Source organism: Streptomyces sp. NPDC002640 (assembly GCF_053592575.1).
This window is the reverse complement of the sequence record NZ_JBSFVZ010000018.1, coordinates 101527-127815: the sequence shown is the minus strand read 5'-3', so window position 1 is coordinate 127815 and position 26289 is coordinate 101527. Positions and strand designations below refer to the sequence as shown.

Sequence of the window (26289 nt, the reverse complement as noted above, 5' to 3'; positions counted from 1 at the left end):
CTCCCCGGCCGCGCCCCCGGGGAGGCGGGCGGCTCCGCCCCCGCGCGACCCCTGTTGGATTCCGGAGCCGATGCCGTCGGGCGCTCAGGGGGAATGCCGTGGTTCCGGAACGCGTACGCACACCTGTCAACGTCCTGCTGTGCCTGGCCGCCGTCGCGGGATGCGTCTGGGGCGGCACGCTGATCTGGCAGGCCGTGGCCAACCGCCACCGCATCGCTGAGGCCTGCGGCGGCCTGGTCCCCGCCGGGAGCGTCCTCGAACTGTCCCCGGCGGGCGGCGACGTCACGCTGCGGCAGGGCGACGAGGGGAACATCGACCTCTCGGAAGGGTTTCCCCAGATGTGCGAGCTGTTCAGCACGGAGGCCGCCGAGAAGGCCGGTACGGGGGCCGAGAGCCGACGGTTCTTCACGGCGGCGGTGGGCGGACTCGAGCACGGCCACGGGTCCCCCGAGAAGACCTACGACTCGGTCCTCAACGACGACAACTGGTACAAGAGCACCACGCACCCCTCCCAGCCCCTCGGCAAGGACATCGCCGGGCTGGTCACCGACGCCGGCGTCACCGTCAGCCTTCCCTGCCCCGGCGGCGAGGTGAACGGCCACTCCGTCGAGGAACTCTGGGCGAGGGCCGGCCTCGACACCGGACGCCCCTTCACCGCCGCGGACGGCCAGATCACCGGTCACGACCGGGACGTCCTCGCGGAAACGGCCGTGGCCACCGCCAACAACCTCGCGGAGAAGGCCGGCTGCGAGGACCGCCTGCCGGATCCGCCCGAGGGCATACCGGCCCTCCCGGAGGGAGACGTGCCGGCCGCACGGGCGGAGGACACCTGCGCCTGGTACCGCGAGGGCGGCTTCGCGAAGGACCCGGACCGCCCCGACAAGGTTCTGGAGAGCCGCGTCGACGACCGGCTGTGGGACGAGCGCTGCGCGCTGGTGCTGAGCGAGTCCCGCAGGTCCTCGGCCGCGGAGACCCACCGGCGGACGCGCGAACTCGACCACCCCTTCCGCCCCGGGGACTGGTTCGTCTCGTTCCACACCTACCGGGGCGAGCGGGCGAGGAACATCCACCTCGACACCATGGGACATCCCGCGCCCGGCGTCCCGGCCGAGCCCGGCAAGGCCGGCCGCGCCGCCGACGACTCGCTGTGGTGGGCGTCCTCCGTCTGCGCCGGGAAGCGTCCGCAGGTCCACACCATGACCGCGTCCAGCAGCTACGACCGGGTGGTCCCGCGACGACGCCTCGAAGCGCTCTTCCGGGCCTACGTCGACGAGGTCACCACCCGCAGGGACTGCGCCTCGGTGACGTTCCCCGCCCCCGCGGACTTCGCGACGCCCGAGGAGGACTGACCACCCCGGGCCGACGGCGGGAGCCGGTCAGACGTCGCTGTCGCCGGCCGCTCCCGTGAGGATCCGTCCCATGGAGGCCAGGACGGACGGCGCGACCCGGTAGTAGACCCAGGTCCCGCGGCGCTCGGAGGTCAGCAGGCCGGCCTCCCTCAGCTTCTTCAGGTGGTGCGAGACGGTCGGCTGGGAGACGCCGACGTCGGAGATGTCGCAGACGCAGGCCTCGCCGCCCGGGTGCGAGGCCACCGCGGAGAACAGCCGCAGCCGGACCGGGTCCCCGAGGGCCTTGAACATGCGGGCCGCGGTCTCCGCCTCCCGGGCGTCCAGCGGGCGCTCGGTGAGCGGCGGGCAGCACGGCACCGCAGCGGCGTCGGGGGCGGGGTCGAGGAGCGGGAGGGAGGTCCTGGCGTCGGGCATGACCCCATTGTCCCACCCGGTTCGACATGCGTCTATGTCGATGCCTGTCGAAGCAGGAGAGGCCGCTCCGTGCCGGTGTCCGGGCAGGTCGTAGGCTTTGCAGTGCCCTGACCGGGCCGACCCGCGGTCGTCAGGGCTGCCGCCCGCCCAACTCTCGGGGGAGTAAGTCCCGTTGAACTTCTGGTCGCTCTACCAGCACGGCTTCGCGCGGATCGCCGCCTGCACCGGTCACACCGCGATCGCCGACCCCACCGCCAATGCCGAGGCGGTCCTGCGGCAGGCCCGCCGGTGTGACGAGGACGGAGTCGCCGTCGCCGTCTTCCCGGAGATGAACCTCTGCGGATACTCCATCGAGGACCTGCTGCTCCAGGACGCCCTCCTGGACGAGGTGGAGACGGCGCTCGCCACCGTGGTGGCCGGCTCCGCCGACCTGCTGCCCGTCCTGGTGGTCGGCGCCCCGCTGCGCCACCGCAACCGGCTGTACAACTGCGCGGTGGTGGTCCATCGCGGCCGCGTCCTCGGCGTGGCGCCCAAGTCCTACCTGCCGAACTACCGCGAGTTCTACGAGAAGCGGCAGATCGCCGCCGGCGACGACGAGCGCGGCGGCACCCTCCGGATCGGCGGCCAGGATGTGCCGTTCGGCGTGAACCTGCTCTTCGCCGCCGAGGACGTGCCCGGCCTGGTGATCCACGCCGAGGTCTGCGAGGACATGTGGGTGCCGGTGCCGCCCAGCGCCGAGGCCGCGCTCGCCGGGGCGACGGTGCTGCTCAACCTCTCCGGCAGCCCGATCACCGTCGGCCGCGCCGAGGACCGCAAGCTGTACTGCCGCTCAGCCTCCTCCCGCTGCCTGGCCGCCTACGTCTACGCGGCGGCCGGACTGGGCGAGTCCAGCACGGACCTGTCCTGGGACGGGCAGACCATGATCCACGAGAACGGCGTGCTGCTCGCGGAGACCGACCGGTTCCCGCAGGGCGACCGGTACGCGGTGGCCGACGTCGACCTCGACCTGCTCCGGCAGGAACGCCTGCGGATGGGCACCTTCGACGACAACCGCCGCACCCACGCCGCCCGCACGGGCGACTTCCGCGAGGTCTCCTTCCGGCTCGACCCGCCCACCCGCGACCTCGGACTGCGCCGCAGCCTCGAGCGGTTCCCGTTCGTGCCCGCCGACCCCGAGCGCCTCGCCCAGGACTGCTACGAGGCGTACAACATCCAGGTCAGCGCGCTCCAGCAGCGGCTGGCCGCGATCGGCGACCCCAAGATCGTCATCGGCGTCTCCGGCGGCCTGGACTCCACCCACGCGCTGATCGTCGCCGCGCAGACCATGGACCGCGCCGACCGCCCGCGCAGCGACATCCTCGCCTTCACCCTGCCCGGCTTCGCCACCAGCGACCACACCAAGGGCAACGCGCACAAGCTGATGAACGCCCTCGGCGTCACGGCGGCGGAACTGGACATCACTCCCACCGCGCGGCTGATGCTCCAGGAGATGGACCACCCCTTCTCGGCGGGTGAGCCGGTCTACGACGTCACCTTCGAGAACGTGCAGGCGGGCCTGCGCACCGACTACCTGTTCCGGCTGGCCAACCAGCGCGGCGGCATCGTGCTCGGCACCGGAGACCTGTCGGAGCTGGCGCTGGGCTGGAGCACGTACGGCGTCGGCGACCAGATGAGCCACTACAACGTCAACTCCGGCGTCCCGAAGACCTTCATCCAGCACCTGATCCGGTGGGTCATCGGCAGCGGCCAGTTCGACGAGGCGACCGGCGAGACGCTGGCCGCCATCCTCGACACCGAGATCAGCCCGGAACTGGTCCCCGGCGAGGAGATGCAGTCCACCGAGTCGAAGATCGGCCCCTACGCCCTCCACGACTTCACCCTCTTCCACGTGCTCCGGTACGGCTTTCGGCCGTCGAAGATCGCCTTCCTGGCCTGGCACGCCTGGCACGACGCCGCCGCGGGCGCCTGGCCGGCCAACTTCCCCGAGGCCAAGCGGGTCGCCTACGACCTCCCCGAGATCCGGAAGTGGCTCGAGGTGTTCTGCCGCCGCTTCTTCGCCTTCGCGCAGTTCAAGCGGTCGGCGATGCCCAACGGCCCCAAGGTGGCGGCCGGCGGTTCGCTCTCGCCGCGCGGCGACTGGCGCGCCCCCTCCGACAGCTCGGCGGCCACCTGGCTCCGGGACCTCGCCCGGATCGACAGCGTCCTCGACACGCCCGACGCCTGAGCCGCGCGGCCCCCGACGCCTGAGCGCGGCCCCCGCCGACACGGCGGGGGCCGCGCTCAGCCGGACGAGGCGGAGCCGCGCGCCTGCGGGCGGAGCGACCGGCTCCGCTTGAATATCGGGATGCGCCCGACACCTCCCGTTCATCCGGGCCGTCGGGGAATGTCCCGTTCCGGGAGCACGCTCCCCGGTGTGAAACGCATCGCAGGCATCGTCCTCGCCGTCCTCCTGATCGGCGGTGTGGTGGCCGCCGTCCTGATGGGACGGGACACCGGGGGGACCGGGGAGACCGGCACGGCGACGAAGACCGTGCGAGGAGTGATCGGGTCGGAGAAGACCGAGTTCTTCGCCGACCCCGACGTGGTGAAGGCCCTCGCCGACGAGGGCTGGACGGTGAAGACGGAGACCGCCGGGTCCTGGGCCATGGAGAGCATGGACCTCGAGGGCTACGACTTCGCCTTCCCGTCCAGCCAGGCGCCGGCCGACGCCCTGGCCGACCGGCACAAGGTCCGCAAGCCGCTGCCGCGGCCGTTCTACTCGCCGCTGGTGGTGGTGGCCCACCGCTCCGCCGCCGAGGTCCTCGCGGCCAACGGGCTGGCGGAGCTGGACCCGAACCGCGGCGTGCTCAGGATGGACGCGTACCTCGAGGCGGTGCGGGAGGACCGCACCTGGCAGGAGCTCGACGGGTCCGACGCCCACGGCGAGCTCTCCGGCACCCTGTTCATCACCACCACCGACCCCGAGTCCTCCAACTCCGGCGCCCTCCACCTCGCCGCCGCCTCCTACGTGGCCAACGGCGGCAAGGTGGTCGCCGACCGGGCCGGCCTGGACCGCACCGGGCCGCTGATGCGGAAGCTGACCGTCGTGCAGGGGGCGCAGCAGGCGAGCTCCGACGCCGCCTTCCGTGACTTCGTCAGCGGCGTCGGCAATCCGCTGGTGCTGGTCTACGAGTCCCAGGTCGCCGCGCTGCTCACTGCGGGGCAGGACCCGGGCGACATGATGGTCCTCTACCCGGACACCACCGCCAACAGCGACCACACGGTCGTGCCGCTCGGCGAGGACGGCCGGGCGCTCGGCGAACTCCTGGGCACCGACCCGGAGTTGCGGGCTCTGGCAGTGCGCCACGGCTTCCGCCCGCAGGGCGCCGGCGCCGAGTTCGTCCAGGCCACCCAGGACCACGCGGACCACCTCAACCAGGAACTCACCGGCGTCCGGCAGGCTCCCGTGCCCACCTTCGAGGTGCTGCGCGAACTGGTGCTGCGGGCGCGCGGACAGGGGGAACAGCAGTCATGACACACCTCCAGGCGCCCGACGGCGCGGACGACTTCATCCTCACCCCGCCCGAGCCGGTGGCGGCGGTGCCCCGGGACAAGGCCGGTGGACTGGTGCCCGTGGGCGACCAGGTCCGCGACGAACTCGCCCGCAAGGCCGAGGCACATGTCCAGGAGATCGCCCGACTCGACGCACGCTCACCGCAGTTCGCGCGGCGGATCGGGGAGATCACAGACCTGGGCGCGGGCGACATGCGCGCCGCGGCCGCCCAGTCCAACCGCATGCTGGAACGGACCGTGCGCAGCCTCGCCGCGGGCGGCGGCGACGCGCAGAGCAGGGTCACCGGCTCGCTGGTCGAACTGCGGCGCGTCGTCGAGGACCTCGACCCGGGCGAGCGGCCGGCCGGCCGGGGACGCCGGCTCCTGTCCCGGCTGCCCGGCGGCAACAGGTTCCGCGACCACGTCGCCACGTACGCCTCCGCGCAGGGCACGCTCAACGCCGTCGTCGGCGCGCTGCGCAGCGGCCAGGACGAACTGCGCCGCGACAACGCCGCGTTGCAGACCGAGCGGGTGCGGCTGTGGGAGACCATGGAGCGGCTCCAGGAGCACGCCGTGCTCACCGAGGCCCTGGACCGCGCGGTGGAGGAGCACATCGCCGCCGTCGAGGCGTCCGACCCGGTGCAGGCCGACGCGCTCCGCTCCGACGTGCTCTTCCCCGTCCGGCAGAAGCACCAGGACCTGCTGACCCAGCTCGCGGTCTGCGCCCAGGGCTACCTCGCCATGGACGTGGTGCGCCGCAACAACGAGGAACTGGTCAAGGGCGTCGACCGGGCGGCCACCACCACCGTCTCGGCGCTGCGGATCTCGGTGATGCTGGCGTCCGCGCTGGAACACCAGCGGAAGGTCGCCGCCCAGGTGGACGCGCTGCGCGGCACCACCGAGGACCTGATCCGGGCCAACGCGGAGATGCTCGCCACCCAGAGCGGCGACATCCAGCGGATCGCCGCCGACCCCGCCGTGGGCGCCGAGACCCTGCGGGCGGCGTTCCAGCAGATCTTCCGGACCCTGGACGCCATCGACACCTACAAGGCGAAGGCGACCGAGACCATGGCCGCCACCGTCGAGTCGCTGACCGGCGAACTCCAGGCGGCGAGCGGCCACCTGGAGCGCAGCCGGAACCAGGGGGAGCCCGCATGAGAATCCCGAAATCCTGGGCCGCCGTCCTGGCCGCCCTCACCCTGCTCGCCGGCGTCGCCTCCTGCACGGGGGCGCGGGACGACGACGGCGGCCGGGACGACACCGTCCGCCGTCCCGGCGTCCTGCGCATCCTGGCCTCCAGCGAGCTCGCCGACATGGAGAAGATTCTCGACGGGCTGCGCGAGGACACCGGACTCACCGTCCGCCCCACCTACATGGGCACCCTGGACGCCGTCCGGCTGCTGGAGAGCGGCCAGGCCGACGGACGCTACGACGCGCTGTGGCTGTCGTCCAACGACTACCTCCGGCTCAGCCCCGAGGCCGCCCGGAAGGTCGTCTCGGAGACCCCGGTGATGACCAGCCCGGTCGCCCTGGGCGTTCGTCCGGAAACCATGACCGAGCTCGGCTGGGAACCCGACGCGGTCACCTGGGCCCAGGTCGAGCGGGCGGTCCGCGACGGCCGCCTCACCTACGGCATGACCGACCCGGCACGCTCCCACTCCGGCTTCGCCACGCTGATCTCGGTCGCCTCCGCGCTGTCCGGCGCCCAGTCCGCGCTGACCGAGGGCGACGTGGAGAAGAGCCGCCCGAGACTGCGCGAGTTCTTCGCCGGGCAGCGGCTCACCTCCGGCTCCTCCGGCTGGCTGGCCTCCGCCTACCGCCGCCGCGACGACGTGGACGCGCTGCTGAACTACGAATCGGTCCTCGAGGGCATCCCCGGCCTCACCGTGGTCCGCCCGACCGACGGCGTGGTCACCGCCGACTACCCGCTGACCTCGCTGGCCGCCTCGGACGCCGAGGCCCGGGACGAGGTCGCCCGGCTCGCCGAGGCCCTGCGCTCCCCCCAGGCCCAGCGCAGCATCACCGAACAGACCCTGCGCCGCCCCGTCGTCCCCTCCGTGAAACCCGCGGCGGGGCTGGACGACTCGCGGCGCCGCGAACTGCCCTTCCCCGGCAGCAGGACGGTGGCCGACGGACTCATCGACTCCTACGAGAACGAACTGCGCCGCCCGTCCCGGACCGTGTACGTCCTGGACACCTCGGGCTCCATGCGCGGGGACCGGCTGGAGGACCTCAAGACGGCGCTCACCGGCCTGACGTCCGACTTCCGGGACCGCGAGGAGGTCACCCTGATGCCGTTCGGCAGCGAGGTGAAGGACGTCCGCACCCATGTGGTCGACCCCGCCGACCCCGACACCGGCCTGCGGGCGATCCGCCGGGACGCCGAGGCGCTGGAGGCCGCCGGGGACACCGCGGTCTACTCCTCGCTGATGGAGGCGTACGACCATCTCGGCGCGGACGACTCCGCCTTCACCTCGATCGTCCTGATGACGGACGGCGAGAACACCACCGGCCGCGCCGCGGACGACTTCGACAGCTTCTACCGGGGGCTCGACGTCCACCGGCAGCGCACCCCGGTCTTCGCCGTCCTGTTCGGCGACTCCGACCGCGACGAGCTCACCCACGTCACCGAGCTGACCGGCGGCCGCCTCTTCGACGCCCGGGACGGCTCGCTGGACGGCGCCTTCGAGGAGATCCGTGGCTACCAGTAGGAGCGGCCGGGTGCTGAGGTTCCTGGAGTCCCGCAAGAACCTCGCGGGCGGCGCCGGGGGAGTGGTGGGGCTCGCCCTCACCTTCACCGGCGTGGCCGGAACGTACTGGCCCGCCGTGGTCGCCGGGCTCTACGGGGCCGGTGCGCTGATCGCCCCGCCGGAGCGGCCCGCGCCGCCGGACTTCCCGGACCCGTCCTCCGCACTGGCTGCGGTCCGCGGCGACCTGGACCGGCTGACCGCCTACCTGGACGGCCTCGACCTGCCGCCCGCGGCCTCGGGCCGGCTCGTCGAGCTGACGGACCTGCTGGGCGCCCTGCTGGACCCGGGGTGGAGCCGGGAACTGCTCGCCCACGACCCGGAGGCCGTGCACAGCCTGGCCCGCACCGTACGGCAGGACGTCCCCGAGGCGGTGGACGCCTTCGTCCGCACCCGCTGGTGGACCCGGACGGCCCCCGGCCAGGAACCCCCGGAGCGGCACCTCGACCGCCAGCTCACCCTGCTGCACGACGAGTGCCTGCGCCTCGCCGCGACCCTGCGCGAGGCCGAGGCGCGGCGGCAGGAGACCCACACGCGGTACCTGGAGGACCGGTCGCCCTGACCGCGGCCGTGCAGCGCCCCCGGGGGGCCCGGGCACCGGGCCCCCCGGCACGGCGGGTTCACCCCATCCGGCGCAGCGCCTCCCGGGCCCGGCGCGCGTCGCGCAGCCGGCGCTCGTAGGTGGTGCCCAGCAGCAGGAGCAGCAGACCGGCCGCCGCCGGGGGAGCCCAGCGGGGGAGGGCGCCCAGAGCGTGCACCAGGTAGGGCGCGAGCTCGTGCAGGGCGTCCAGGACCAGCACCGTGCCGCCCAGCACCAGGGGCGCCTGCAGGCGCCGCACCGCTCCGGCGACGGTGACCGCCAGGGCCGCGAGGCCCAGCAGCAGCGGCCGGGTCGCGTGCGCGTCGGCCCAGGCCGCGAGCAGGCTCGGCAGCAGGCCCGCGGCCAGGCCGGGGGCGTACGCCGACCAGGAGGACACCGAGGTGTCCCGGCGGCGGCGCAGCACACCCAGCACCAGCATCGGCACCGCGACCGGCAGCGCGTACGCCTCCGGGGCGGTGACCTCCCAGGCCGCCAGCCGCACCCAGGCGGCCAGCAGGAACAGCGCGCCCGAGGCGTACCCCACCGGACGGCGATCGGCGCGCAGCGCGGTCGCTCCGGTGATCACACCCGCCAGGGCCAGCGCCACGGCGAACACCGGCGCGTCCAGCAGGGTGAGCAGCAGCGCGCAGACCCCGATACCCGCGCCGGTGGCCTCCACCGGGACGGTCGCCGGCCCGGTCCCGGGCCGGGCCGCGAGGAGCGCCGCGGCGGCCGGCACCGCGAGCAGCAGCAGTCCGGCCGTGGACGCCTCCCAGTCCCGCAGGGCGGCGACCGAGCAGACCAGCAGCGCCGCGTGGGCCAGGGCGGCGGGCAGACCGGCCCGGGCGAGCGGGCGGCGGGCCAGGGAGAACGCCGTGAACAGCGCGACCAGCACCGGCAGCACCACCAGGGGCGCCCACCGGTCGGACATCGCCGACACCGCGGTCCCGCCCGAGGCGACCAGGGCCACCACCACGGCGGTCCACGCCCCGCCGGCCGTCCGCCGGGCGACCTCCAGGGCGCCCGCCACCACCAGGACCCGGACGGCGAGCCCCGCCTCGTGGGGCAGCTCGAACACCGTCGGCAGCGCGTACAGCGCGGCGGCGCCGAGGACCGTCGCCCCCCGCCGGCCACGGGCCCGCCACGCCTCGTCCGGGCCCGCCACCGGCAGCACCGCCGCGACGACCGCGAGGACCGCGAGGACGAGCAGCGCCGGGCCGTCGTGGGCGAGCTCCGGCCGTGCGACCGGCTCCGCCAGCGCCACGACGGGCAGCGGCAGCGCCCACAGCAGCGCGGCCCCCTGCACACCCGCAGAGGCCCACAGCGCGCCCCCGCGCAGCACGGCGGGCAGCGGCGCCGTCCGGGCCGCGCCGAGCAGCAGCAGCGCACAGGCCAGGTACACCGGCACCGCCCACACCCCCGGCACCGCGGGCCGCACCGGGCCCCCGGCGGCGGCCACCGCGAGCACCGCCGCGACGACCGCCAGGGCCGTGGCGGACCCGCCGACCCGCAGCCGCCACGCCGCCACCCCGGCGATCGCCGCCGCGAAGGCGAGCAGCAGGCCGGCGGGCACGGAGCCCCCGGGCCCGTCCGCGGACGCCGACAGCCACAGCGCGAGGGGCACCGCCGGCACGGCCTGGACGCAGGCCCCGACGGCCGCCGCCCACCGCACCGGCGTGCGGCGCAGCCACAGCGCGGCGGCGGTGTCCAGGGCGGCCGTCGTGAGCAGGGCCGCGACGAAGAGCTCGCCGCTGCCCTCCGACGCCCACAGCGGCAATGCGAGCTGCGCCACCGCGACCGCCGAGGGCCACGGCCCGCGCAGCTCCCGGAACAGCAGGCCGTAGCCCGCCCAGACCGCCGCCAGCAGCGCGCACGCCCCCGCCGCGTACGCGGTCGCCGGCGCCTCGGGCCACACCGCCCGGTGCAGCGCGTACGCGTCCAGCACGGTCAGCGTCATCCCGAGCCCGGCCGTCGCCTCCGCCGTGGCGCGCAGCCCGCGCCGCAGCAGCGGCGCCGGCGACGCCAGCACCACCGCGGTGAGCGCGCCCAGCACCAGCGCCCGGCCGCCGATGCCCATCGAGCCCCACGCCACCACGGTGAACACCAGCGAGGCGATGCCCAGCAGCAGCCCGCCCAGCAGCAACAGCACGTTCTGCACGTCCGGCGCGGACGCCTCGCCCCGGGGCCCGGCCGTCCGCGTCGGGGAAGCGGCCGCGGGAGTCCGCGCCGCCCACAGCACCTGCGTCAGCCAGGCACGACGGGCCAGCAGCTGGGCGCGCCGCGCGTCCAGGGCCCGCAGCTCGGCGTCGATGAGCCGCAGCTCCTCGGCCGGCGGTGGTGTCGTCGTCATACCGGCACGATGACGCGGGCCCGGCCCGCGCACATGAGTGCGGATACTCAGAACCGGTACTCACGGGCTCCTCGGGCTTCCGTTGCCGGTGGCGGGAGGGGTGTCGCGGGAGGGACCGGGGCGACAGGTACGGTTTTGCCCGGACGCTTGTCTTTTTCGAGCGCGGTCGTGTCAGGAAGGGAATCACCATGGACGTCGGACTCAAGCGTGAGCTGGAGCGGAAGGTTCGGGCCGGTGAGCGCCTGACCCGGGAGGACGGCATCGCGCTCCACGAGTCGGACGACCTGGCCTGGCTGGGCGCGCTGGCCCACGAGGCCCGTACCGCGCGCCACGGCGAGGTGGCCTACTTCCACGGCACCGAGGCCGGCGGCGGGCTCGCCCTCGGCTTCGGCGGCGGGCGGGAGCGGGCCGCCGACGTCGACGCGATGCTGCGGTTCCGCGAGGAGTGGGACGGCCGGGAGCAGGCCGCCGTCCCGACCGCGGACCGGTCGCTGTCCGGGCTCGAGGTCCTGAAGGCGTTCGCGGTGGCCCGTCTGCTGCTGGACAACGTCCCGCACCTGAAGGTCCTCCGCGGGACCTACGGCGACCGCACCGCGCAGCTCGCCCTCCAGCACGGCGCCGACGAGATCGACGGCCCGGCCGGCGACGAGCTGGTGGAGCTGGTCCAGGACGCCGGTTTCCGCCCCGTCCGGCACGACGGCGACTACACGGTGGTCCAGACGTACGACGGACCCGACCCGGCGCGGCGCGACGAGCCGCAGGCGATGCGCCTCTGACCGGCCCCGCGGCCCGAGGGCGGGGGTGAGGACCGGCCGGCCCTCACCCCCGCCCGGTCACGTCAGCCCACGGTCCACTTCTGGTTGGCGCCGCCGGTGCAGGTCCAGATCTGCAGCCGGGTGCCGTCGGCCGAGGAGTTGCCCTTGGCGTCCAGGCACTTGTTCGAGCCGGTGTTGGTCAGGTCGCGGGCCGCGGTGTGGACCCATCTCTGCGCGCCGGTGCCGTTGCAGGTCCACAGCTGGACCACCGCGCCGTCGGCCGTGGAACCGCCGGAGACGTCCAGGCACTTGCCCAGGGCGCGCACGGTGCCGTCACCGGGGAAGCTCCACCGCTGGGCCGCGTGACCGGTGCAGGGGTGCAGCTGGATGGGCGTACCGTCCGCGGTGCCCGCGCCCGCCACGTCCACGCACATGCCGCCGATGCCGCGGATCGGCCCCGGCGCCGGGGCGGGCACGGAACCGCCGTCCGAGGTGGCGACGCGCACGTGATCGATCGTCATGGTCTGCGGGAAGCCGGTCGAACCGTCGGGGCTGCCGGGCCAGTTGCCGCCCACCGCCAGGTTGAGGATCAGGAAGAACGGGTGGTCGAAGACCCAGCGGTCGCCGCCCAGGTCGGCCGGGGTCCGGGTCTGGTAGGCGTTGCCGTCGACGTACCAGGTGATGGAGCCGGGGCTCCAGTTCACCGCGAAGGTGTGGAAGCCGTCGGCGAAGGCCTGGCCGCCGGGCAGGGTGTAGCCGGCCCCGACGGCCTCGGCGCCGGAGTAACCCGGTCCGTGGAGCGTGCCGTGCACGGTGCCCGGCTCGCGGCCGATGTTCTCCATGACGTCGATCTCGCCGCTGGTGGGCCAGCCCACGCTGCCCAGGTCGTTGCCCAGCATCCAGAAGGCCGGCCAGATGCCCTGACCGCGCGGGATCTTGATGCGGGCCTCGAAGTGGCCGTAGGCCTGGGTGAAGGTGCGCGCGGTGTTCAGACGGGCCGAGGTGTACTGGCAGGTGCCGTACCAGCACTGGAGCCCGGTGTCGGTGTTGCGCCGGGCGGTGATGACCAGGTTGCCGCTGCCGTCGAGGGCCGAGTTGGCCCGGTTGGCGGTGTAGTACTGCAGCTCGTTGTTGCCGTTGCCCGAACCGCCGGTCTCCAGCGTCCACTTCGCCGGATCGGGGGCGCTGCCGGCCGGCCCGTCGAACTCGTCCGCCCAGGTCTGGACGGCGGCGGCCGCCCGGGCCGGGGCGGAGTCCGGCGCGGCGGCCGCGCGGGGGGCGCCCGTCGCGAGCAGCAGCGCCGCCGCCAGCGCGGACGCGAGCAGCAGCGTGAGGGCTGTGAGGGGGAGGCGGAGCGCCGAACGAGGAAGTCTCATGGCTGTACGTCCCTTGCGAGTGGGGGGCAGGGAGTCGAGGGCCGTGCGCGCGCCGTGCCGCGGGAGCGAGCGCCCGGGCGGGACGACGGCTTCCGCTGATGCCAGATGGTATGGACCTGAGCCGGTGCGGCCAATGGGGTCCGGGCCACCGATCGGCCCTGCGGACAACATGGCCGGATCCGCTCGGCGTCCGGTCGCGCCCACCGGGACGAAGCTCGCCCGGCGGACTTTCCGTCCGGCCGAGAGGAGGGGCGGACCGCGCTCCGGCCGCCGAGCTCCGTCCAGCCCCTGTTGCCGCGGCGGGCCGGTGCTTAGCCTCTGCGCATGACACACGGAGCACCCCTGATCCCGCCGGTCCGCAGGGTCGCGGTCGTCGGCGCCGGGGCCGCCGGGCTGACCGCCGTCAAGGAGCTGACCGAGGCCGGGCTCGAGGTGGTCGCCTTCGAGCGGCGCGAGCGGCCCGGCGGGCTCTGGGTACGGGACCCGCGGGGCGGCGCCTCGCCCGCGTACGCCTCGCTGCACCTCAACACCAGCCGCCGGCGAACCGAGTTCGCCGCCCACCCGATGCCCGCCGACTGGCCGGACTACCCGTCCGCCGACCTGGTCGCCGGCTACCTGGACGACTACGCCCGCCGGTTCGGCCTGAACGAGGCCATCCGGTTCGGCGTGGAGGTGACCCGGGTGGAGCGCGGCCAGGACGGGGACGGCTGGCTGGTCACCGCGGAGGAGGACACCGAGCGGTTCGACGCGGTGGTGGTCGCCAACGGGCACAACTGGGACCCGCGCCTGCCCGACCCCGCCTACCCGGGCGAGTTCACCGGCGAGCAGATGCACGCCCACGACTACGAGGTCGCCGACGTCTTCGCCGGCCGCCGGGTCCTGGTCGTCGGCATGGGCAACTCGGCCGTGGACATCGCCGTCGACGCCTCCTACCGGGCCGAGGGGCCCGTCCTGCTGTCGTCGCGGCAGGGCGTGTACGTGATCCCCAAGTACCTGTTCGGCAAGCCCGCCGACGCGACCAACGGCAGGCTCTCCAAGCTGCCCTGGCGGCTGCGGCAGCGGATCTCCCGTACGGCGCTGCGGCTGGCCACCGGGCGTCCGGAGGCATACGGCCTGCCGAAACCGGCCAGGGGCCTGCTGGAGAGCCACCCCACGGTCTCCGACACCCTGCTGCACCGGCTCACCCACGGCGAGGTCGCGCCCCGCCCGGGCATCGAGCGCTGCGACGGCGGCGAGGTCGTCTTCACCGACGGGCGCCGCGACACCGTCGACCTGATCGTGTGGGCCACCGGCTACCGGGTGACCATCCCCTTCCTCGACGAGCGCTGGCTCGGGCCCGACCCGGAGGAACTGCTGCTCTACCACCGGGTGTTCCACCTCGAGGACCCCACGCTCTGCTTCGTGGGCCTGATGCAGTCCACCGGCGCCGCCTTCCCCGTGGTGGAGGCGCAGTCCCGGCTGGCCGCCGACGTGCTCTCCGGCCGGGCCGCGCTGCCCCGGCCGGACGAACAACGCCTCGCCGCGGAAAGGGCGTTGCGGGCGAGCGCCGACCGCTGGGGAGGAGACCGCCGCCCCGCCATGCGCGTCGACTTCGACGGCTACCTCGCCGAGACGGCGGCGGTACGGAGCGCGGCGGTGAACCGGGCCCGCGCCGGACAGGGCGTACGGGTGCGGCCGGCCGCCCCGCAGAGCATCGGAGGACAACGATGAGGACGCCGGACGCAGCAGGGCGACGGGTGATCGTCACCGGGGCCTCCGGGACGTTCGGACGGGAACTGTGCCGCCGCTTCACGGAGTCGGGGGCCACCGTCGTCGGCCTCGACCTGGTGGCCGACGGGAGCGGCACGGTGCCGGTCCTGCCGTGCGACATCACCGACGACGACGCCGTGCCCGCGGCCGTCGCCGCCGCCGTCGAGCGGCTCGGCGGCCTCGACGTCCTGGTCAACAACGCCGGGACCGGCGGCCCCGCCCCCGCCGAGCGCGCCCCGGGCGAGGAGGTCCGCCGCCAGTTCGAGGTCAACCTGTTCGGCGCCTGGCGGGTCACCGCCGCCTGCGCGCCCCACCTGGTCGCCGCCCGCGGCCGGGTGGTCATGGTCAGCTCCCGGATGGCGGTCCTCCAACTGCCGCTGGCCGCCGCGTACGGGGCGTCCAAGCGCGCCCTCGTCGCCTACGCCGACGCCCTGCGCCACGAGATCGGCACCCACGTCGGCGTCTCCTGCGTGTACCCCTCCATGGTGCGCAGCCCCATCCACGACTCCACCGCACGGGCCGGCCTCTCGCTGGAGGGGATGAGCTCCTACGAGCCGCTGGACGGCGTCGTCGACGCGGTCCTGCGGGCCGCCACCGCCGCCCGGGCCCCCCGCGACGTGGCCACCACCCGGCGCGGCGCGGTGGAACTCTGGCTGGCCCGCCACCTGCCCTCGGTGACCGACCGGATCGTGGCCCGCACCCTCGCCGGACGGGTCCGCTCCGGCGCCTTCGAGGGCGCCGACCTGGCCTCCGGGGTCGTCGCACGCCACGCCGGCGCGGACGGAGCGCGGTCATGAGCGGCGTCGAGCCCCTGCGCGAGGAGCCGCGGGCCGGCCGTGAGGAGCCGTGGGCCGGCCGCGAGGGGCACGCGGTCGCGGGGACCGGGGGAGCGCCCAGGGCGTCCACCGGCGCCCTGCTGCGCTACTCGGCGGGATCCCTGGGCATGGGCGTCTGGATCACGGTCCCGGGCATGCTGCTGCTCTACTTCATGACCGACACCCTGGGCGTCGCCCCCGCCCTGGCCGGAGTGACCCTCCTGATCCCGAAGGTCATCGACGCGGTCGCCCACCCCGCCCTCGGCACCTGGTCCGACCGCGAGGCCAGGCGCCGCGGACACCGCCGGCGGATGCTCACCCTCGGACTCACCCTGGCGTTCGCCCTGACCGCCCTGTTCACCGTGCCGTCCGGGCTCTCCGGCGTCGGCGCGGCGCTCTGGGTCGGCGTCATGTACACGGCCGGCAACCTGCTCTTCGCCTGCTTCCAGGTCCCCTACATCACCACCCCCGCCGAACTGCGCATCGGCTACCACGAGCGCACCCGCGTCTTCATGTTCCGGATGGCAGCGCTCACCGTCGGCCTGCTGGCCACCGGCGTCGCCGCCCCCGCCCTGGTGGCGTCCGGCGAACGCGACGCCTACTCCCGCGCGGCGATGCTGCTCTCCGCGTTCATGATCGTCACCGGGCTGGTCGCGGTGCGCGGCGTACGGCAGCTCACCGAGGAGTGCGGCACCCTGGCGCCCCCGGAGGAACGGCACTCGGTCCTCGCCGACATCCGGGCGGCGCTGCGTGACAGGAACTTCCGGCCCCTGCTGCTCGCCTACCTCGTCACCAGCACCACCACCCACCTGTTCCTGGCGGCCGTGCCCTACTACACGGCGTACGTCCTCGGGAACGAGAAGCTGACCTCGGTGCTGATGGGCGCCTTCCTCGGCCCGGCGATCGTGGTCGGCCCCCTCTGGCAGGCGTTCTCCCGCCGGCACGGCAAGCAGCGGGCCCTGATGACCGCCCAGGCGCTGTTCCTGGCGGGCTGCCTCGGCCTGTGGCCGGCCGGTGAGCTCGGCGTCCCGGCCACGGTGGCGGTCGCCGTGCTGCTCGGGGTCTCCTTCGCCGGGCTCCAGCTGCTCTCGTTCAGCATGCTGTCCGACGCCGTCGCCGCGGCCGAGGCCCGCGGCGCCACCCGCGCGGGCGCCTACTCCGGCATCTGGACGGCTACCGACGCCACCGGAACGGCGGTCGGCCCCTACCTCTACGCGCTGGCCCTCGCGGCCGGCGGGTTCGTGGCCACCACCGGCGGGACCGCGCCCCAGCCGCAGCGGGCGCTCGACCTGCTGCTGATCGGCTTCACCGCCCTGCCGGCCGTGCTGATGGCGCTCGCCCTGCTGTTCCAGCGTCGCTGCCGGCTCGACGAGCACCTGAGGCCCGGCACGGCGGGCTGAGGCCGGGCGTCGTCGTCACATGGTGGGCGCGGAACGGATCGCCGCGATGTCGAACTGCAGGCGCACCTTCTCGCTCACCATGGCGCCGCCCTCGGCCAGCCTGCTGTCGTAGGTCAGGCCCCAGTCCGAGCGGTTGATGGTGGTGGTGCCGTCGAACCCGGCCCGCTGGTAGCCGAACGGGTCCGTGACGTTGCCGATGTAGGTGAGCTCCAGCGTCACCGGCCGGGTGACGTCCTTGATGGTGAGGTCCCCGGTCATCAGGTAGACGTCGCCGTCCGCCACCTCCACCGAGGTGCTCACGAACCGCATGGTGGGGAAGTTCGCGGAATCGAGGAAGTCCCGGCCGACGAGGTGGGCGTCACGCTGCTCCACCCCGGTGTCCACGCTGCCGGTGTTGATGACGATCTCGGCCTGGGAACGGGTCGGCTTGGTGCCGTGGAAGAAGAGCCGGCTGCTGTACTCGCGGAAACAGCCGCGGACCGTGGTCACCATGGCGTGCCGCACGGAGAAGCCGACGCGACTGTGCGCCGGGTCGATGAACCACTCGCCGGTCAGTGCGGCGAGGTCCGGGTCGACGGGAACGACCTGCGCGAAGGCGGATCTCGCCTCGACGGCGGGGTCCGTCACGGCGAGAGGCTCCGGGCGAGTGGGGGCCGCGGTTCGCTTGAAGAGATTCACACTTCACCTGTGGGATTCGCTCGGGACTGCACGCATGACTGCGGGATCCTATTCCCTAGGCCCGAATTCCGGCACGGTATGCGGGTGCGCGCAGAATCCCCACACATTCCCCACGTGGTGGTCCGCATTCCTGTCCGTGAGGCCGGATTCACGGGCTTCGCCGCGTCCCGGAGGTGCTGTAGCCGCCCTGGTCAGGGGTGATGACGGTCACCGGAACTCCACTACCCGCCACCGCGGCGGCGAGACGTGAAAAAGCTCACCTTTACCGGTCGACGCCATTTCTTGAAGGGTGCCGAGGGGGCGCCGAGGGGCAATTCCCTGCTTGAGGAGAGAAATCCGGCAGGTCGGTACGGGACGCGTTCGAGAGCTCCGCGACATGGCCGGCCCATCGGGCTCCCGCTCACGCGCGGGCCGGGGCGGGGCGTCAGGCCTGCGGCACCGGGGGCACGGCCACCGCGCGGAGGAACGTGTCCGCGAAGATGTCGCAGACCTCCTCGGCGGACGGCAGCGAGGTGTCGGTCGTGGTTTCGATGCCGGGCCGCAGCAGGAAGTGGGTGAGGACGGGACCGGCCAGCTGGTGCATCAGCAGCAGCGGCGGCAGGTCGCGGATCCGCCCGGCAGCCACCTCCGCGGCGAGCCAGCGCCCGACCCCGCCCAGTATCCGGGGGAAGACCTGCCGGGTGAGCGACCCGACGGCGGGGTCGTGCGGCCGGGCGAGAACCTCCGCCAGCATCGCCTGCATCACCCGCGGCTGCCGGGCGAGGGCGGCCGCGAGCAGCCGGTGCATCTCCCGCACCCGGTGCTCGAGACCCAGGTCGGGCCCGGCCAGCAACGCCTCGACGTCCAGGATGGGGCTGTACCGCTCGTACGTGGCGAACAGCAGCTCGTCGCGGCCTCCGAAGGCGGCGTAGAGGCTGTGCACCGAGCAGCCCGCCGCGGCGGCGACCCGCTCCAGGGAGACCGACGCCAGCCCGTTCTCCCCGATCAGCGCGGCCGCCGCCTCCACCGCCCGCTCGCGCACCGGCCGGCGGCCGCCCGGGTCGGCCCCGGCCGCGCGCACCGCCTCGTCCAGTGCCCGCCGGGTGCCCCCCAGACGGCGCAGCAGGGTGCTGCGTGAGACGCCGGCCTCCCGTGCGACCGCCTGGATCGGCACCTCGGCGACGGGCACCCCCCTCGCCTCGGCCGCACGCAGTGCAGCGTGGACCAGTTCCGGGGAGATGCCGGGGCGCGAATCGTCTGTCGTTGACACATGGGTAAATGTAACTTGTAATCGGATTCCAGGCCAGTCCCACGGTGAGCCGGACCGGACGGCCCGACGGACGACCCCACCACCCCACGACGCCACGGCGAGGAGCCCGCGATGTCCGCATCACCCGAGACCCCCGAGACTCCCGAAAACCCCGGAACACCCCCGCCCGCGCCGCGGCCCGCCGCCGGGAGGCTGATCACCGTGGTGCTGGGCCTGACCGCCCTGGTCGTCGCCATGCTCGTCGCGTTCGCCCTGCCCGCCGTCAACGGCGGCCCGCAGGACATCCCGATCGGCGTGACCGGCCCGGCCCGGGCCACGGCGGGCCTGGAGCGGGCGACCGCCGGGACCGAGTGGGAGGTCACCCGCTACCGGGACGCCGGGGAACTCACCGCCGCGGTCGAGGACCGCGAGATCGTGGGCGGCATCGCCGTGACCCCCTCCGGCGTGACCCTCTACCAGGCCACCGCCGCCGCCCCGCAGGCCGCCGCCGCACTGACCGCCATGGCGACGGGGGCGGCGGAGCGCCAGCAGGCGCGGCTCACCGTCGAGGACCTCGCGCCCTTCCCGGCGGACGACCCGAGCGGGGCCGGGTTCTCCGCCGCGGCGCTGCCCATGGTGTTCGGCGGCATCGTCCCGGCGATCGTCCTCGCCCGGCTCTTCCCCACCCGGGCGGGGGTCCGGCTGGCGGGCGCCACCCTCTTCTCGGTCGCGGCCGGCTTCGCGGTCGCCGCGATGCTCCAGTTCGGCATCGGCTCCCTCGCGGGCGACTACTGGGTGAACGCGCTGGGCCTCGCCCTCGGCATCGCCGCCCTCGCCCTCACCCTGCTGGGCCTGGAGGCGGTCTTCGGGCTCCCCGGCTTCGGTGTGGGCGCGGCCCTGATGATGCTGCTGGCCAACCCCCTCTCCGGCTTCGCCAGCGGCCCGCACTGGCTGCCCGGCGGCTGGTCCGACCTCGGCCAGCTCCTTCCGCCCGGCGCCTCCGGCAGCCTGCTCCGCGCCAACGCCTTCTTCGACGGCGCGGGCGCGACCGGCCCCGCCCTCGTCCTGGCGGGCTGGGTGGTGCTGGGGACGGCGCTGCTGCTGGCGGGGGGACGCCGCCGGAACGCGCGCGCGGCGCGGGCGGACGCCGCTGCGGCCTGATCCCCGGCACCCGTGCACGGGCCGGTGCTCAGGCGTGCGACAGCCCGAACGAGACCAGGAACCCGCACACCGTCACCAGACCGATCGCCAGGTGCGCGTCCTCGAACGCCTCCGGGATCATCGTGTCCGCCACCATGGCCAGGATCGCCCCGGCCGCCACCGCCGTCACCGCGGCGATCACCGCCGGGGAGAACGCCCCCACGACCGTGTAGCCCAGGACCGCCGACACGGTGCTCGCCGCCGCGATCGCGCCCCACACCCCGAACACGTAGCCCTTGCCGCGGCCCGCCCGCCGCATCCCCGCCGAACTCGACAGTCCCTCCGGCACGTTGCTGATGAAGACCGCCACCACCGTCACCAGGCTGACCGCACCCCCGTCCAGGAGACTGACGCCGATCACCGCCGACTCCGGGACCCCGTCCAGCAGCGCCCCCAGGGCCAGGGCCGTGCCCGAGCCGCCCTGCTGCTCCTCCGAGGGCTGCGCATGGGCGGCGTGCCGGCCCGACCGCTTCCGGTGCCGCGCGCCCCGCCGGGCCAGCCACACGTTGCCCACGGTGTACGCCACCGCCCCGGCCAGCGTCCCGAGGGCGGCGGGCGCCAGCCCGGCCTGGTCGAAGGCCTCGCCCACCAACTCGAACGACACCGCCGACAGCAGCACTCCCGCGCCGAAGGCCATCACCGTGGCGATCACCTTCGGCGGCACCGGCACGCCGTACCCGGTCAGCGCCCCGACCAGCAGCGCCGAGCCCGCCACCAGCCCCCACAGTCCCGCCTCGACCACCTCAGCCATACGGCACCCCCTACCCGGGGGAGCGGGCCCGGGCCCACCGGAGCGCAGGCGTTCACACGGCCGGTCGAGCGCGGTCCGTTCCGTCGCCCGGGGCGGCCGGGGGCGGGTCCTCCCCGAACCCGAGGAGCGCCCCGCGGGCGTCGAAGCGGGCCGTGCGGGCCCAGGCGAGCTCCCACCGGTTGCCCTCCGGGTCGGCGATGTACGCGGAACGGCCGCCCCACTCCCGGTCGGCCGGCCCCGCGACGGCCTCGGCCCCGGCGGCCACCGCGGCACGGAACGCGGCGTCCACGTCCTCGCGGCGGTCCAGGTTGCAGGCGAGGGTCACCCCGGACCAGCCGGGCGCGGGGCGGGGCGCGCCCGGAGCCGCCTCGGCCGTCAGGTCGTCGACCGGGAACAGGGCGAGCAGCACACCGCCGAGCAGGAACCCGCACCAGTCGTCGTCGCTGCCGGGCGCCTCCTCCCAGCCGAGGCCGCGGTAGAACCGGCGGAGGGACGGAAGGTCCCGGGCGCCGAGGGTCAGGACGGTGAGACGGGACGGGAGTCGCAACATGGCGGGAGGGTAGCGCCCTTCACCGACGTCACCCGTGACGGTGATCCGGCCGCGTGGTGCCGCCCGTGGACTGGGCCGTTCGGAGCAAGGTGACTCCATGATCCGAACCCGGCCGCTGGTCCTCGCGCTCCTCGTCCCCCTCCTGGTCACCGGCTGCGTCGCGGTGGCTCCGACGGCCGGCCGCCCGACCGGTGACCTCCCGCCGGGCGCCGCCGGCCGTCCGGCCGAGGAGAGGACGGCGCCCTCACGGGGGCAGGCGGACCTGGTCGAGAGCGGCCGGCGCACGTCCGGGACGGGCGAGAAGGACGAGAAGGGCGAGAAGGACGACGAGGACGGCAAGGGCGGAAAGGCCGGCAAGGACGGGAAGCGCCGGGATCACGGCGCGGCCGGGGCCCAGGACGAGGCCGTCCGGGAGTCCGGTCGAGGCCGGGCGGCCGGCCTCCGCTCCCAGGGCGAGGGCCGGGCCGTCGGAGCCCGGCCGCCCGCCGCGGGACGCCAGGCCACCGGAGCACCCCGCTCCGTCTCCAGGCCGCCCCGCACCCGGCGGAAGGCGCCCACGGCACGGGTGCGCCCCTCGCGGCCCCGGCAGCCCCGGGGCCACCGCGCGCGGCAGCGTCCGGGCTTCCGCATGGGGGAGTGGTGCCGGCAGGCCCGCGGGGTCGCCTCCTCCGACGTCGTGTCGCTGTGCCACTCGGCGTACGGCCGCTGACGCCCCCCGAACTCCGCCGCACCCCGCCGGACCACGCCGGGTCAGGCGCGGGGGCGCTCCAGCGTCAGCAGCAGACCCTCGACCGCGCCCGGGCCCATGCGGCCCTTCACGTCCGCCGAGGTGATGGTCTTCAGCCGCCAGCCCTCCTCGGCGTGCTCGTTGAGCGTCTTCTCGAGCTTGTCCCCGTCCAGCGCGTCGCCGATCAGCGACTCGCGGAAGGTGACGACCTTGTACTCGTACGTGCCGGGGCCGCTCATGCGGTGGCCTCCTGAAGCGTCGTGGCCCGTGCGGGCCGGCGTGATCCGTTCGACAAGGCCACACCCAACCACGGCCGTGCGTCCGGGGGGAGACCCGGCGGACACGGCGGAGGGGCCGGTCCCGCCGTCGGGCGGGACCGGCCCCTCCGCGTCGCGTACGCGGGGCCCTGGCTTCAGCGGCCGGCGTTCTCCCCGCCCGCCGCCTTCTCGGCCTTCTCGGCCTTCTCGGCGTGGAGCCGCTTGATGCGCTCCTGGTCCTTGCGGACCTCCGCCTGAAGGGCCTGCTCCTTCTCCAGCCACTCGGGACGCTCGGTCTTGATCGCCTCGATCTGCTCGGTGGTCAGCGCCTCGGTGACGCCGGCCCGGGCGAGGCCGGAGGCGGATACGCCGAGCCGGGCGGCGACGACCTGACGCGGGTGCGGGCCGTTGCGCCGCAGCTCCCGCAGCCACTCGGGCGGGTCGGCCTGCAGCTGGTTCAGCTCGGCGCGCGAGACGGAACCCGCCCGGAACTCGGCGGGCGTGGCCTCGAGGTACACACCCAGCTTCTTCGCCGCGGTCGCGGGCTTCATCGTCTGGGTGCTCTGGTGCGAACTCATACCGCCCAGCGTAACGACCGCGCGGAGCGCCCCCGACCACGCCCGGTAGCCTGGGCCGGGTGACCGACTCCGCCGCATCCCCCGTTTTCCGGCTCGCCTACGTACCGGGAGCCACGCCCGCCAAGTGGGTGCGGATCTGGAACGAACGCTTTCCCGCCACCCCGCTCGAGCTGGTGACCGTACCGGTCCACGAGGCAGCGGATCTGCTGCGCGGCGGCGCCGCCGACGCCGGCCTGGTCCGGCTGCCGGTCGACCGCGACGTGTTCAGCGCCATCCCGCTCTACACCGAGGCCACGGTGGTGGTCGTCCCCAAGGACCACCTGATCACCGCCGTGGACGAGGTGTCCCTGGAGGACCTCGCCGAGGAGGTCGTGCTGCACCCGCTGGACGACGTGTTCGGCTGGGAGCGCCCGCCGGGGGAGGAGGCGTTCGAGCGGCCCGCCACCACCGCCGACGCGGTCGAACTCGTGGCCGCCGGCATCGGCGTCCTGATCGTTCCCCAGTCCCTGGCCCGGCTGCACCACCGGCGGGACCTCACCTACCGGACGGTCGTGGACGCACCGCAGTCCGAGGTGGCGCTGGCCTGGCCGCAGGAGGCCACCACGGACCAGGTGGACGACTTCATCGGCGTGGTCCGCGGACGCACCGCCAACAGCACGCGCGGACGCAGGACCGCCGCCCCCGAGCAGAAGCAGACCCCCGCCCGGAAGGCTCCGCAGAGCGGCAAGGCCAAGCCGGGCAGGGCGCAGGCCGGGGGCGGCGCCCGGGGCGGCCGCGGCGCCACCACCGGCAAGGGCGGAACCCCGCGCCGCGGCGGCGGACGCCCCAAGCGGCGCGGCTAGCCACCCGCGTCCCGGGCGGCCACCCGGCCCGAAACGCGGGGCGCGGGGGCGCCCCGGCCCGTCACCGCGCCTCGGCGGCCGCCCGGCCCACGGACTCCACCAGCGGCAGCAGGCGGTACGGCACGCGCTCCCGCAGCGCGACCTCGGTACGCGTGCGGACCACCCCCGGCAGGCTGATCAGCTTCTGGATCACGTCCTCCAGGTGCCCGTTGTCCCGGGCCACCACCCGCGTCAGCAGGTCGCCGCCGCCCGTGATGGAGAACGCCTCCACGATCTCCGGCACCGCCGCCAGCTCGTCCCCGACCTCGTCCAGGTGCCCCTGGGTCACCTCGATGTGGACGAACGCCAGCACCGGATGCCCCAGCGCGGCGGGGGAGAGGCTCGGCCCGGTCCCCGTGATCACCCCCCGGCGCTCGAGCTGGTCCAGCCGGGCCTGCAGGGTGCCCCGGGCCACCCCGAGGATGCGCGCGTACTCACGGGCGCTGGTGCGCGGCTGCTCCAGCAGGAGCCGCAGGATGCGGGTGTCGAGTTCGTCCACGGACATGGCCGCCGACTGTACCAACGGCCCGCCCGGCAGCCCGCACGCCCCGCACGCCCGGCCCGCGGAGCCCCGGCACGGTGGTCCGATGGCCTCCTCCCGGCCGAGGCCGAGCCGCGAAGGCTGGGCCAATGGCCCAGCGGATCGGCAGTCGTTTGAACCAGGAGCACCGCACATGGTGAAATGGTCGGGTCAATGGCGCTGCGGCTTCCCGCGGCGCCTTTTTTGTGCCGCTTTTCAAGGCGCCGGTCTCCCGGGCAGCCCGGGACGGCGTCGAGGAGGGTGAGATCTTGGTCCTGACACAGAACACGGGCCGGTCGCGGTGGACGGCGCCGATCCGCACCGCACTGGTGCCGCCGGCCGACCCCGGACTGATCCGGCTGCGCTTCGCCTCGCGGGGCGTGCTCGGCATCGCCCTGGCCGTCACGGCCTGCGGGCTGCTCGGCCACGACATCGCCGGCATGGCCACCGGCGGCCTCGCCGCCCTGCTGGTCCTGTTCACCGTCACCGACCCGACGGTGCGCGGCCAGGCCGTCACCGTTGCGCTCCAGCCCGCCGTGGGCCTGCCCGTGCTGGCCGCGGCCGCGCTGCTGCACGACCGTCCGGTCGCCGGCGGCCTGGTCTTCGTGGCGATCGGCGGGCTCGGCGTGTACGCGCGCCGCTGGGGTCCGCGCGGGCACACCCTGGGCGCCTTCGCCTTCATGTGCTTCTTCGTGGCCCAGTTCGCCCGCGCCACGCCCGCGGTGCTGCCCTCCCTCTGTGCCGCCGTCCTGGTCTCCGTCGCCGTGGCCGCCGCCGTCCGCTTCGGGCTGTGGTGCTACGAGCGCCGCTTCCCGCTCCCCGTGCCGCCGGCGCCGCCCACCGGCGGCACCGGACTGCGCCGCATCACCACCCGCCAGGCCGTCCAGGTCACCGTGGGCTGCCTCCTCTCGCTCCCGGTGGGCCACCTGCTCTCCGACGAGCGCTGGTACTGGGCCGTCGGCGCCACCTGGTGGATCTTCGTCAACGTGACCTCCCGCGGGGAGACCGCCGTCCGCGGCTTCCGCCGGGTCCTGGGCACCTGCGTGGGCGCGCTCCTCGGCGCGGTGCTGACCCTGCCGCTGCACGGCGCTCCGGTGCCCTCGGCGGTCGTCGCCGCCGTCGCGACCTTCGGGATCTTCTACACGGCGCAGACCTCCTACACCTGGATGATGCTCTCGGTGACCGTGCTCGCCCAGGCGCTGTACGGCGTCGCCGGCCTGCTCGACGCGGGTCTGCTGGCGCTCCGCGTCGCCGAGACGCTGGCCGGCGCGGCCGGTGCCTGGCTGGCCGTCCTCCTGGTCCTGCCGGTGACCACCCACGCCTTCAACGACGCGTGGATCAGGCGCGCCGTCCGCTGTGTGCACGCCTGCACCACGGAGGCCGCGGCCCGGCTGGCGGGCGACCCCCACGCCGACCCGGCGCCGCGGGTCGCCGAACTGGAGGCGCTGCTGGCCCAGGTGCGCAAGACCGTGGCGCCTCTGGTCCACCCGCTGTACCTCGGCAGGGCCCGCCGCGAGCGCGCCCGCCGGGTGCTGGTGCTGCTCGACGAGTGCGCCCGTGAGGTGCGGGCGCTGGTCTCCGTCGCCGCGGACCCCGAGGCCTCGCACGACGCCCGGCTGGCCGCCGCCTGCTGGCGGGTGGAGGCGGCGGTCGAGGCGCTCGGCCGCCCGATCGCGGGGCGACCCGGGGACGAACGCCGGGCGGAACCGGTCTCCGACGGGGCGCTGGCCCACCTGCACGGCGTGGAGCGGGCCCTGGTCGCCCTCGCCGAGCCGCTGCGGGCCGCGGCGACGTCCGAGAGGTCCCTGCCGGCCCGCGTCTGACGCCCGCATGCCGCGGGAAACGGTCGAGAA

24 protein-coding genes are annotated in these 26289 nt (G+C 74.8%); 14 read left to right on the top strand and 10 right to left on the bottom strand.

Annotated elements, in window-relative coordinates; translation table 11 throughout:
• Positions 1-98 precede the first annotated feature (98 nt).
• Positions 99-1349 (top strand): hypothetical protein, encoded by a 1251-nt coding sequence (locus tag ACWD3O_RS23115; protein ID WP_451417184.1) that lies wholly within the window; start codon positions 99-101, stop codon positions 1347-1349.
• 27 nt (positions 1350-1376) lie between these two features.
• Here ACWD3O_RS23115 and ACWD3O_RS23110 read toward each other — a convergent pair whose 3' ends face one another.
• Positions 1377-1763 (bottom strand): ArsR/SmtB family transcription factor, encoded by a 387-nt coding sequence (locus ACWD3O_RS23110; protein WP_451411615.1) that lies wholly within the window; start codon positions 1761-1763, stop codon positions 1377-1379.
• Between the two features lie 172 nt (positions 1764-1935).
• Between ACWD3O_RS23110 and ACWD3O_RS23105 the strand changes: the two genes are divergently transcribed.
• From ACWD3O_RS23105 to ACWD3O_RS23085, 5 genes are all read left to right on the top strand, one after another.
• Positions 1936-3987 (top strand): NAD(+) synthase, encoded by a 2052-nt coding sequence (locus ACWD3O_RS23105; protein WP_451417183.1) that lies wholly within the window; start codon positions 1936-1938, stop codon positions 3985-3987.
• 189 nt (positions 3988-4176) lie between these two features.
• A complete protein-coding gene (locus ACWD3O_RS23100; RefSeq protein WP_451417182.1) occupies positions 4177-5277 on the top strand; it encodes a hypothetical protein in 1101 nt (366 codons plus the stop codon).
• Positions 5274-6452, top strand: a complete 1179-nt coding sequence (locus tag ACWD3O_RS23095) for a toxic anion resistance protein (protein WP_451417181.1) — start codon at positions 5274-5276, stop codon at positions 6450-6452. The genes ACWD3O_RS23100 and ACWD3O_RS23095 overlap by 4 nt, the downstream gene beginning before the upstream one ends.
• Positions 6449-8005 carry a substrate-binding and vWA domain-containing protein gene (locus ACWD3O_RS23090; protein ID WP_451417180.1) on the top strand — a complete coding sequence of 519 codons (1557 nt, stop codon included), beginning with the start codon at positions 6449-6451 and terminating at the stop codon, positions 8003-8005. Before ACWD3O_RS23095 ends, ACWD3O_RS23090 begins: the two co-directional genes overlap by 4 nt.
• The gene (locus ACWD3O_RS23085; RefSeq protein ID WP_451417179.1) at positions 7992-8603 is read left to right on the top strand and encodes a hypothetical protein; all 612 of its coding nucleotides are present in this window, start codon (positions 7992-7994) and stop codon (positions 8601-8603) included. Before ACWD3O_RS23090 ends, ACWD3O_RS23085 begins: the two co-directional genes overlap by 14 nt.
• A 58-nt stretch (positions 8604-8661) precedes the next feature.
• On the opposite strand, the gene ACWD3O_RS23080 is transcribed toward ACWD3O_RS23085, so the two are convergent.
• Complete coding sequence (locus ACWD3O_RS23080; protein ID WP_451417178.1) at positions 8662-10971, bottom strand: SCO7613 C-terminal domain-containing membrane protein; 2310 nt, start codon at positions 10969-10971, stop codon at positions 8662-8664.
• A gap of 188 nt (positions 10972-11159) precedes the next feature.
• On the opposite strand from ACWD3O_RS23080, the gene ACWD3O_RS23075 reads away from it, so the two are divergent.
• Positions 11160-11747, top strand: a complete 588-nt coding sequence (locus ACWD3O_RS23075) for a hypothetical protein (RefSeq protein WP_451411622.1) — start codon at positions 11160-11162, stop codon at positions 11745-11747.
• Between the two features lie 62 nt (positions 11748-11809).
• Here ACWD3O_RS23075 and ACWD3O_RS23070 read toward each other — a convergent pair whose 3' ends face one another.
• Positions 11810-13102, bottom strand: coding sequence for a ricin-type beta-trefoil lectin domain protein (locus ACWD3O_RS23070; RefSeq protein WP_451417177.1), 1293 nt, complete (start codon positions 13100-13102; stop codon positions 11810-11812).
• Positions 13103-13426: 324 nt separating this feature from the next.
• Here ACWD3O_RS23070 and ACWD3O_RS23065 point away from each other — a divergent pair, with 324 nt between their 5' ends.
• The 3 genes from ACWD3O_RS23065 to ACWD3O_RS23055 are packed head-to-tail and all read left to right on the top strand — an operon-like array spanning position 13427 to position 17066.
• Entirely contained in the window at positions 13427-14812 is a 1386-nt protein-coding gene (locus ACWD3O_RS23065) for a flavin-containing monooxygenase (RefSeq protein WP_451417176.1), read from the top strand.
• Complete coding sequence (locus ACWD3O_RS23060) at positions 14809-15648, top strand: SDR family NAD(P)-dependent oxidoreductase (protein ID WP_451417175.1); 840 nt, start codon at positions 14809-14811, stop codon at positions 15646-15648. Before ACWD3O_RS23065 ends, ACWD3O_RS23060 begins: the two co-directional genes overlap by 4 nt.
• Positions 15645-17066, top strand: a complete 1422-nt coding sequence (locus ACWD3O_RS23055; RefSeq protein WP_451417174.1) for an MFS transporter — start codon at positions 15645-15647, stop codon at positions 17064-17066. Before ACWD3O_RS23060 ends, ACWD3O_RS23055 begins: the two co-directional genes overlap by 4 nt.
• Before the next feature lie 15 nt (positions 17067-17081).
• Here the strand turns inward: ACWD3O_RS23055 and ACWD3O_RS23050 are convergent, their stop codons facing one another.
• Together ACWD3O_RS23050 and ACWD3O_RS23045 are read right to left on the bottom strand one after the other, a co-directional pair.
• A complete protein-coding gene (locus tag ACWD3O_RS23050) occupies positions 17082-17744 on the bottom strand; it encodes a YceI family protein (protein ID WP_451411627.1) in 663 nt (220 codons plus the stop codon).
• A gap of 424 nt (positions 17745-18168) precedes the next feature.
• Positions 18169-18993, bottom strand: a complete 825-nt coding sequence (locus tag ACWD3O_RS23045; RefSeq protein ID WP_451417173.1) for a TetR family transcriptional regulator — start codon at positions 18991-18993, stop codon at positions 18169-18171.
• A gap of 111 nt (positions 18994-19104) precedes the next feature.
• Between ACWD3O_RS23045 and ACWD3O_RS23040 the strand changes: the two genes are divergently transcribed.
• Positions 19105-20133 (top strand): hypothetical protein, encoded by a 1029-nt coding sequence (locus tag ACWD3O_RS23040; RefSeq protein ID WP_451417172.1) that lies wholly within the window; start codon positions 19105-19107, stop codon positions 20131-20133.
• Between the two features lie 28 nt (positions 20134-20161).
• On the opposite strand, the gene ACWD3O_RS23035 is transcribed toward ACWD3O_RS23040, so the two are convergent.
• Positions 20162-20923 carry a ZIP family metal transporter gene (locus ACWD3O_RS23035; protein ID WP_451411630.1) on the bottom strand — a complete coding sequence of 254 codons (762 nt, stop codon included), beginning with the start codon at positions 20921-20923 and terminating at the stop codon, positions 20162-20164.
• A 52-nt stretch (positions 20924-20975) separates the two neighbouring features.
• Positions 20976-21473, bottom strand: coding sequence for a VOC family protein (locus ACWD3O_RS23030; RefSeq protein ID WP_451411631.1), 498 nt, complete (start codon positions 21471-21473; stop codon positions 20976-20978).
• A gap of 97 nt (positions 21474-21570) precedes the next feature.
• Here ACWD3O_RS23030 and ACWD3O_RS23025 point away from each other — a divergent pair, with 97 nt between their 5' ends.
• Positions 21571-22182 (top strand): hypothetical protein, encoded by a 612-nt coding sequence (locus tag ACWD3O_RS23025; RefSeq protein WP_451417171.1) that lies wholly within the window; start codon positions 21571-21573, stop codon positions 22180-22182.
• A gap of 41 nt (positions 22183-22223) precedes the next feature.
• Here the strand turns inward: ACWD3O_RS23025 and ACWD3O_RS23020 are convergent, their stop codons facing one another.
• Complete coding sequence (locus ACWD3O_RS23020) at positions 22224-22439, bottom strand: DUF4177 domain-containing protein (RefSeq protein ID WP_451411633.1); 216 nt, start codon at positions 22437-22439, stop codon at positions 22224-22226.
• 173 nt (positions 22440-22612) lie between these two features.
• Entirely contained in the window at positions 22613-23035 is a 423-nt protein-coding gene (locus ACWD3O_RS23015; protein ID WP_451417170.1) for a DUF5997 family protein, read from the bottom strand.
• A gap of 59 nt (positions 23036-23094) precedes the next feature.
• On the opposite strand from ACWD3O_RS23015, the gene ACWD3O_RS23010 reads away from it, so the two are divergent.
• Positions 23095-23877, top strand: a complete 783-nt coding sequence (locus ACWD3O_RS23010; protein ID WP_451411635.1) for a LysR family substrate-binding domain-containing protein — start codon at positions 23095-23097, stop codon at positions 23875-23877.
• A 61-nt stretch (positions 23878-23938) separates the two neighbouring features.
• On the opposite strand, the gene ACWD3O_RS23005 is transcribed toward ACWD3O_RS23010, so the two are convergent.
• Positions 23939-24421: an Lrp/AsnC family transcriptional regulator gene (locus ACWD3O_RS23005; RefSeq protein ID WP_451411636.1), complete on the bottom strand. Its 483-nt coding sequence runs from the start codon at positions 24419-24421 to the stop codon at positions 23939-23941.
• Between the two features lie 329 nt (positions 24422-24750).
• Between ACWD3O_RS23005 and ACWD3O_RS23000 the strand changes: the two genes are divergently transcribed.
• Positions 24751-26259: an FUSC family protein gene (locus ACWD3O_RS23000; RefSeq protein WP_451417223.1), complete on the top strand. Its 1509-nt coding sequence runs from the start codon at positions 24751-24753 to the stop codon at positions 26257-26259.
• Positions 26260-26289 lie beyond the last annotated feature (30 nt).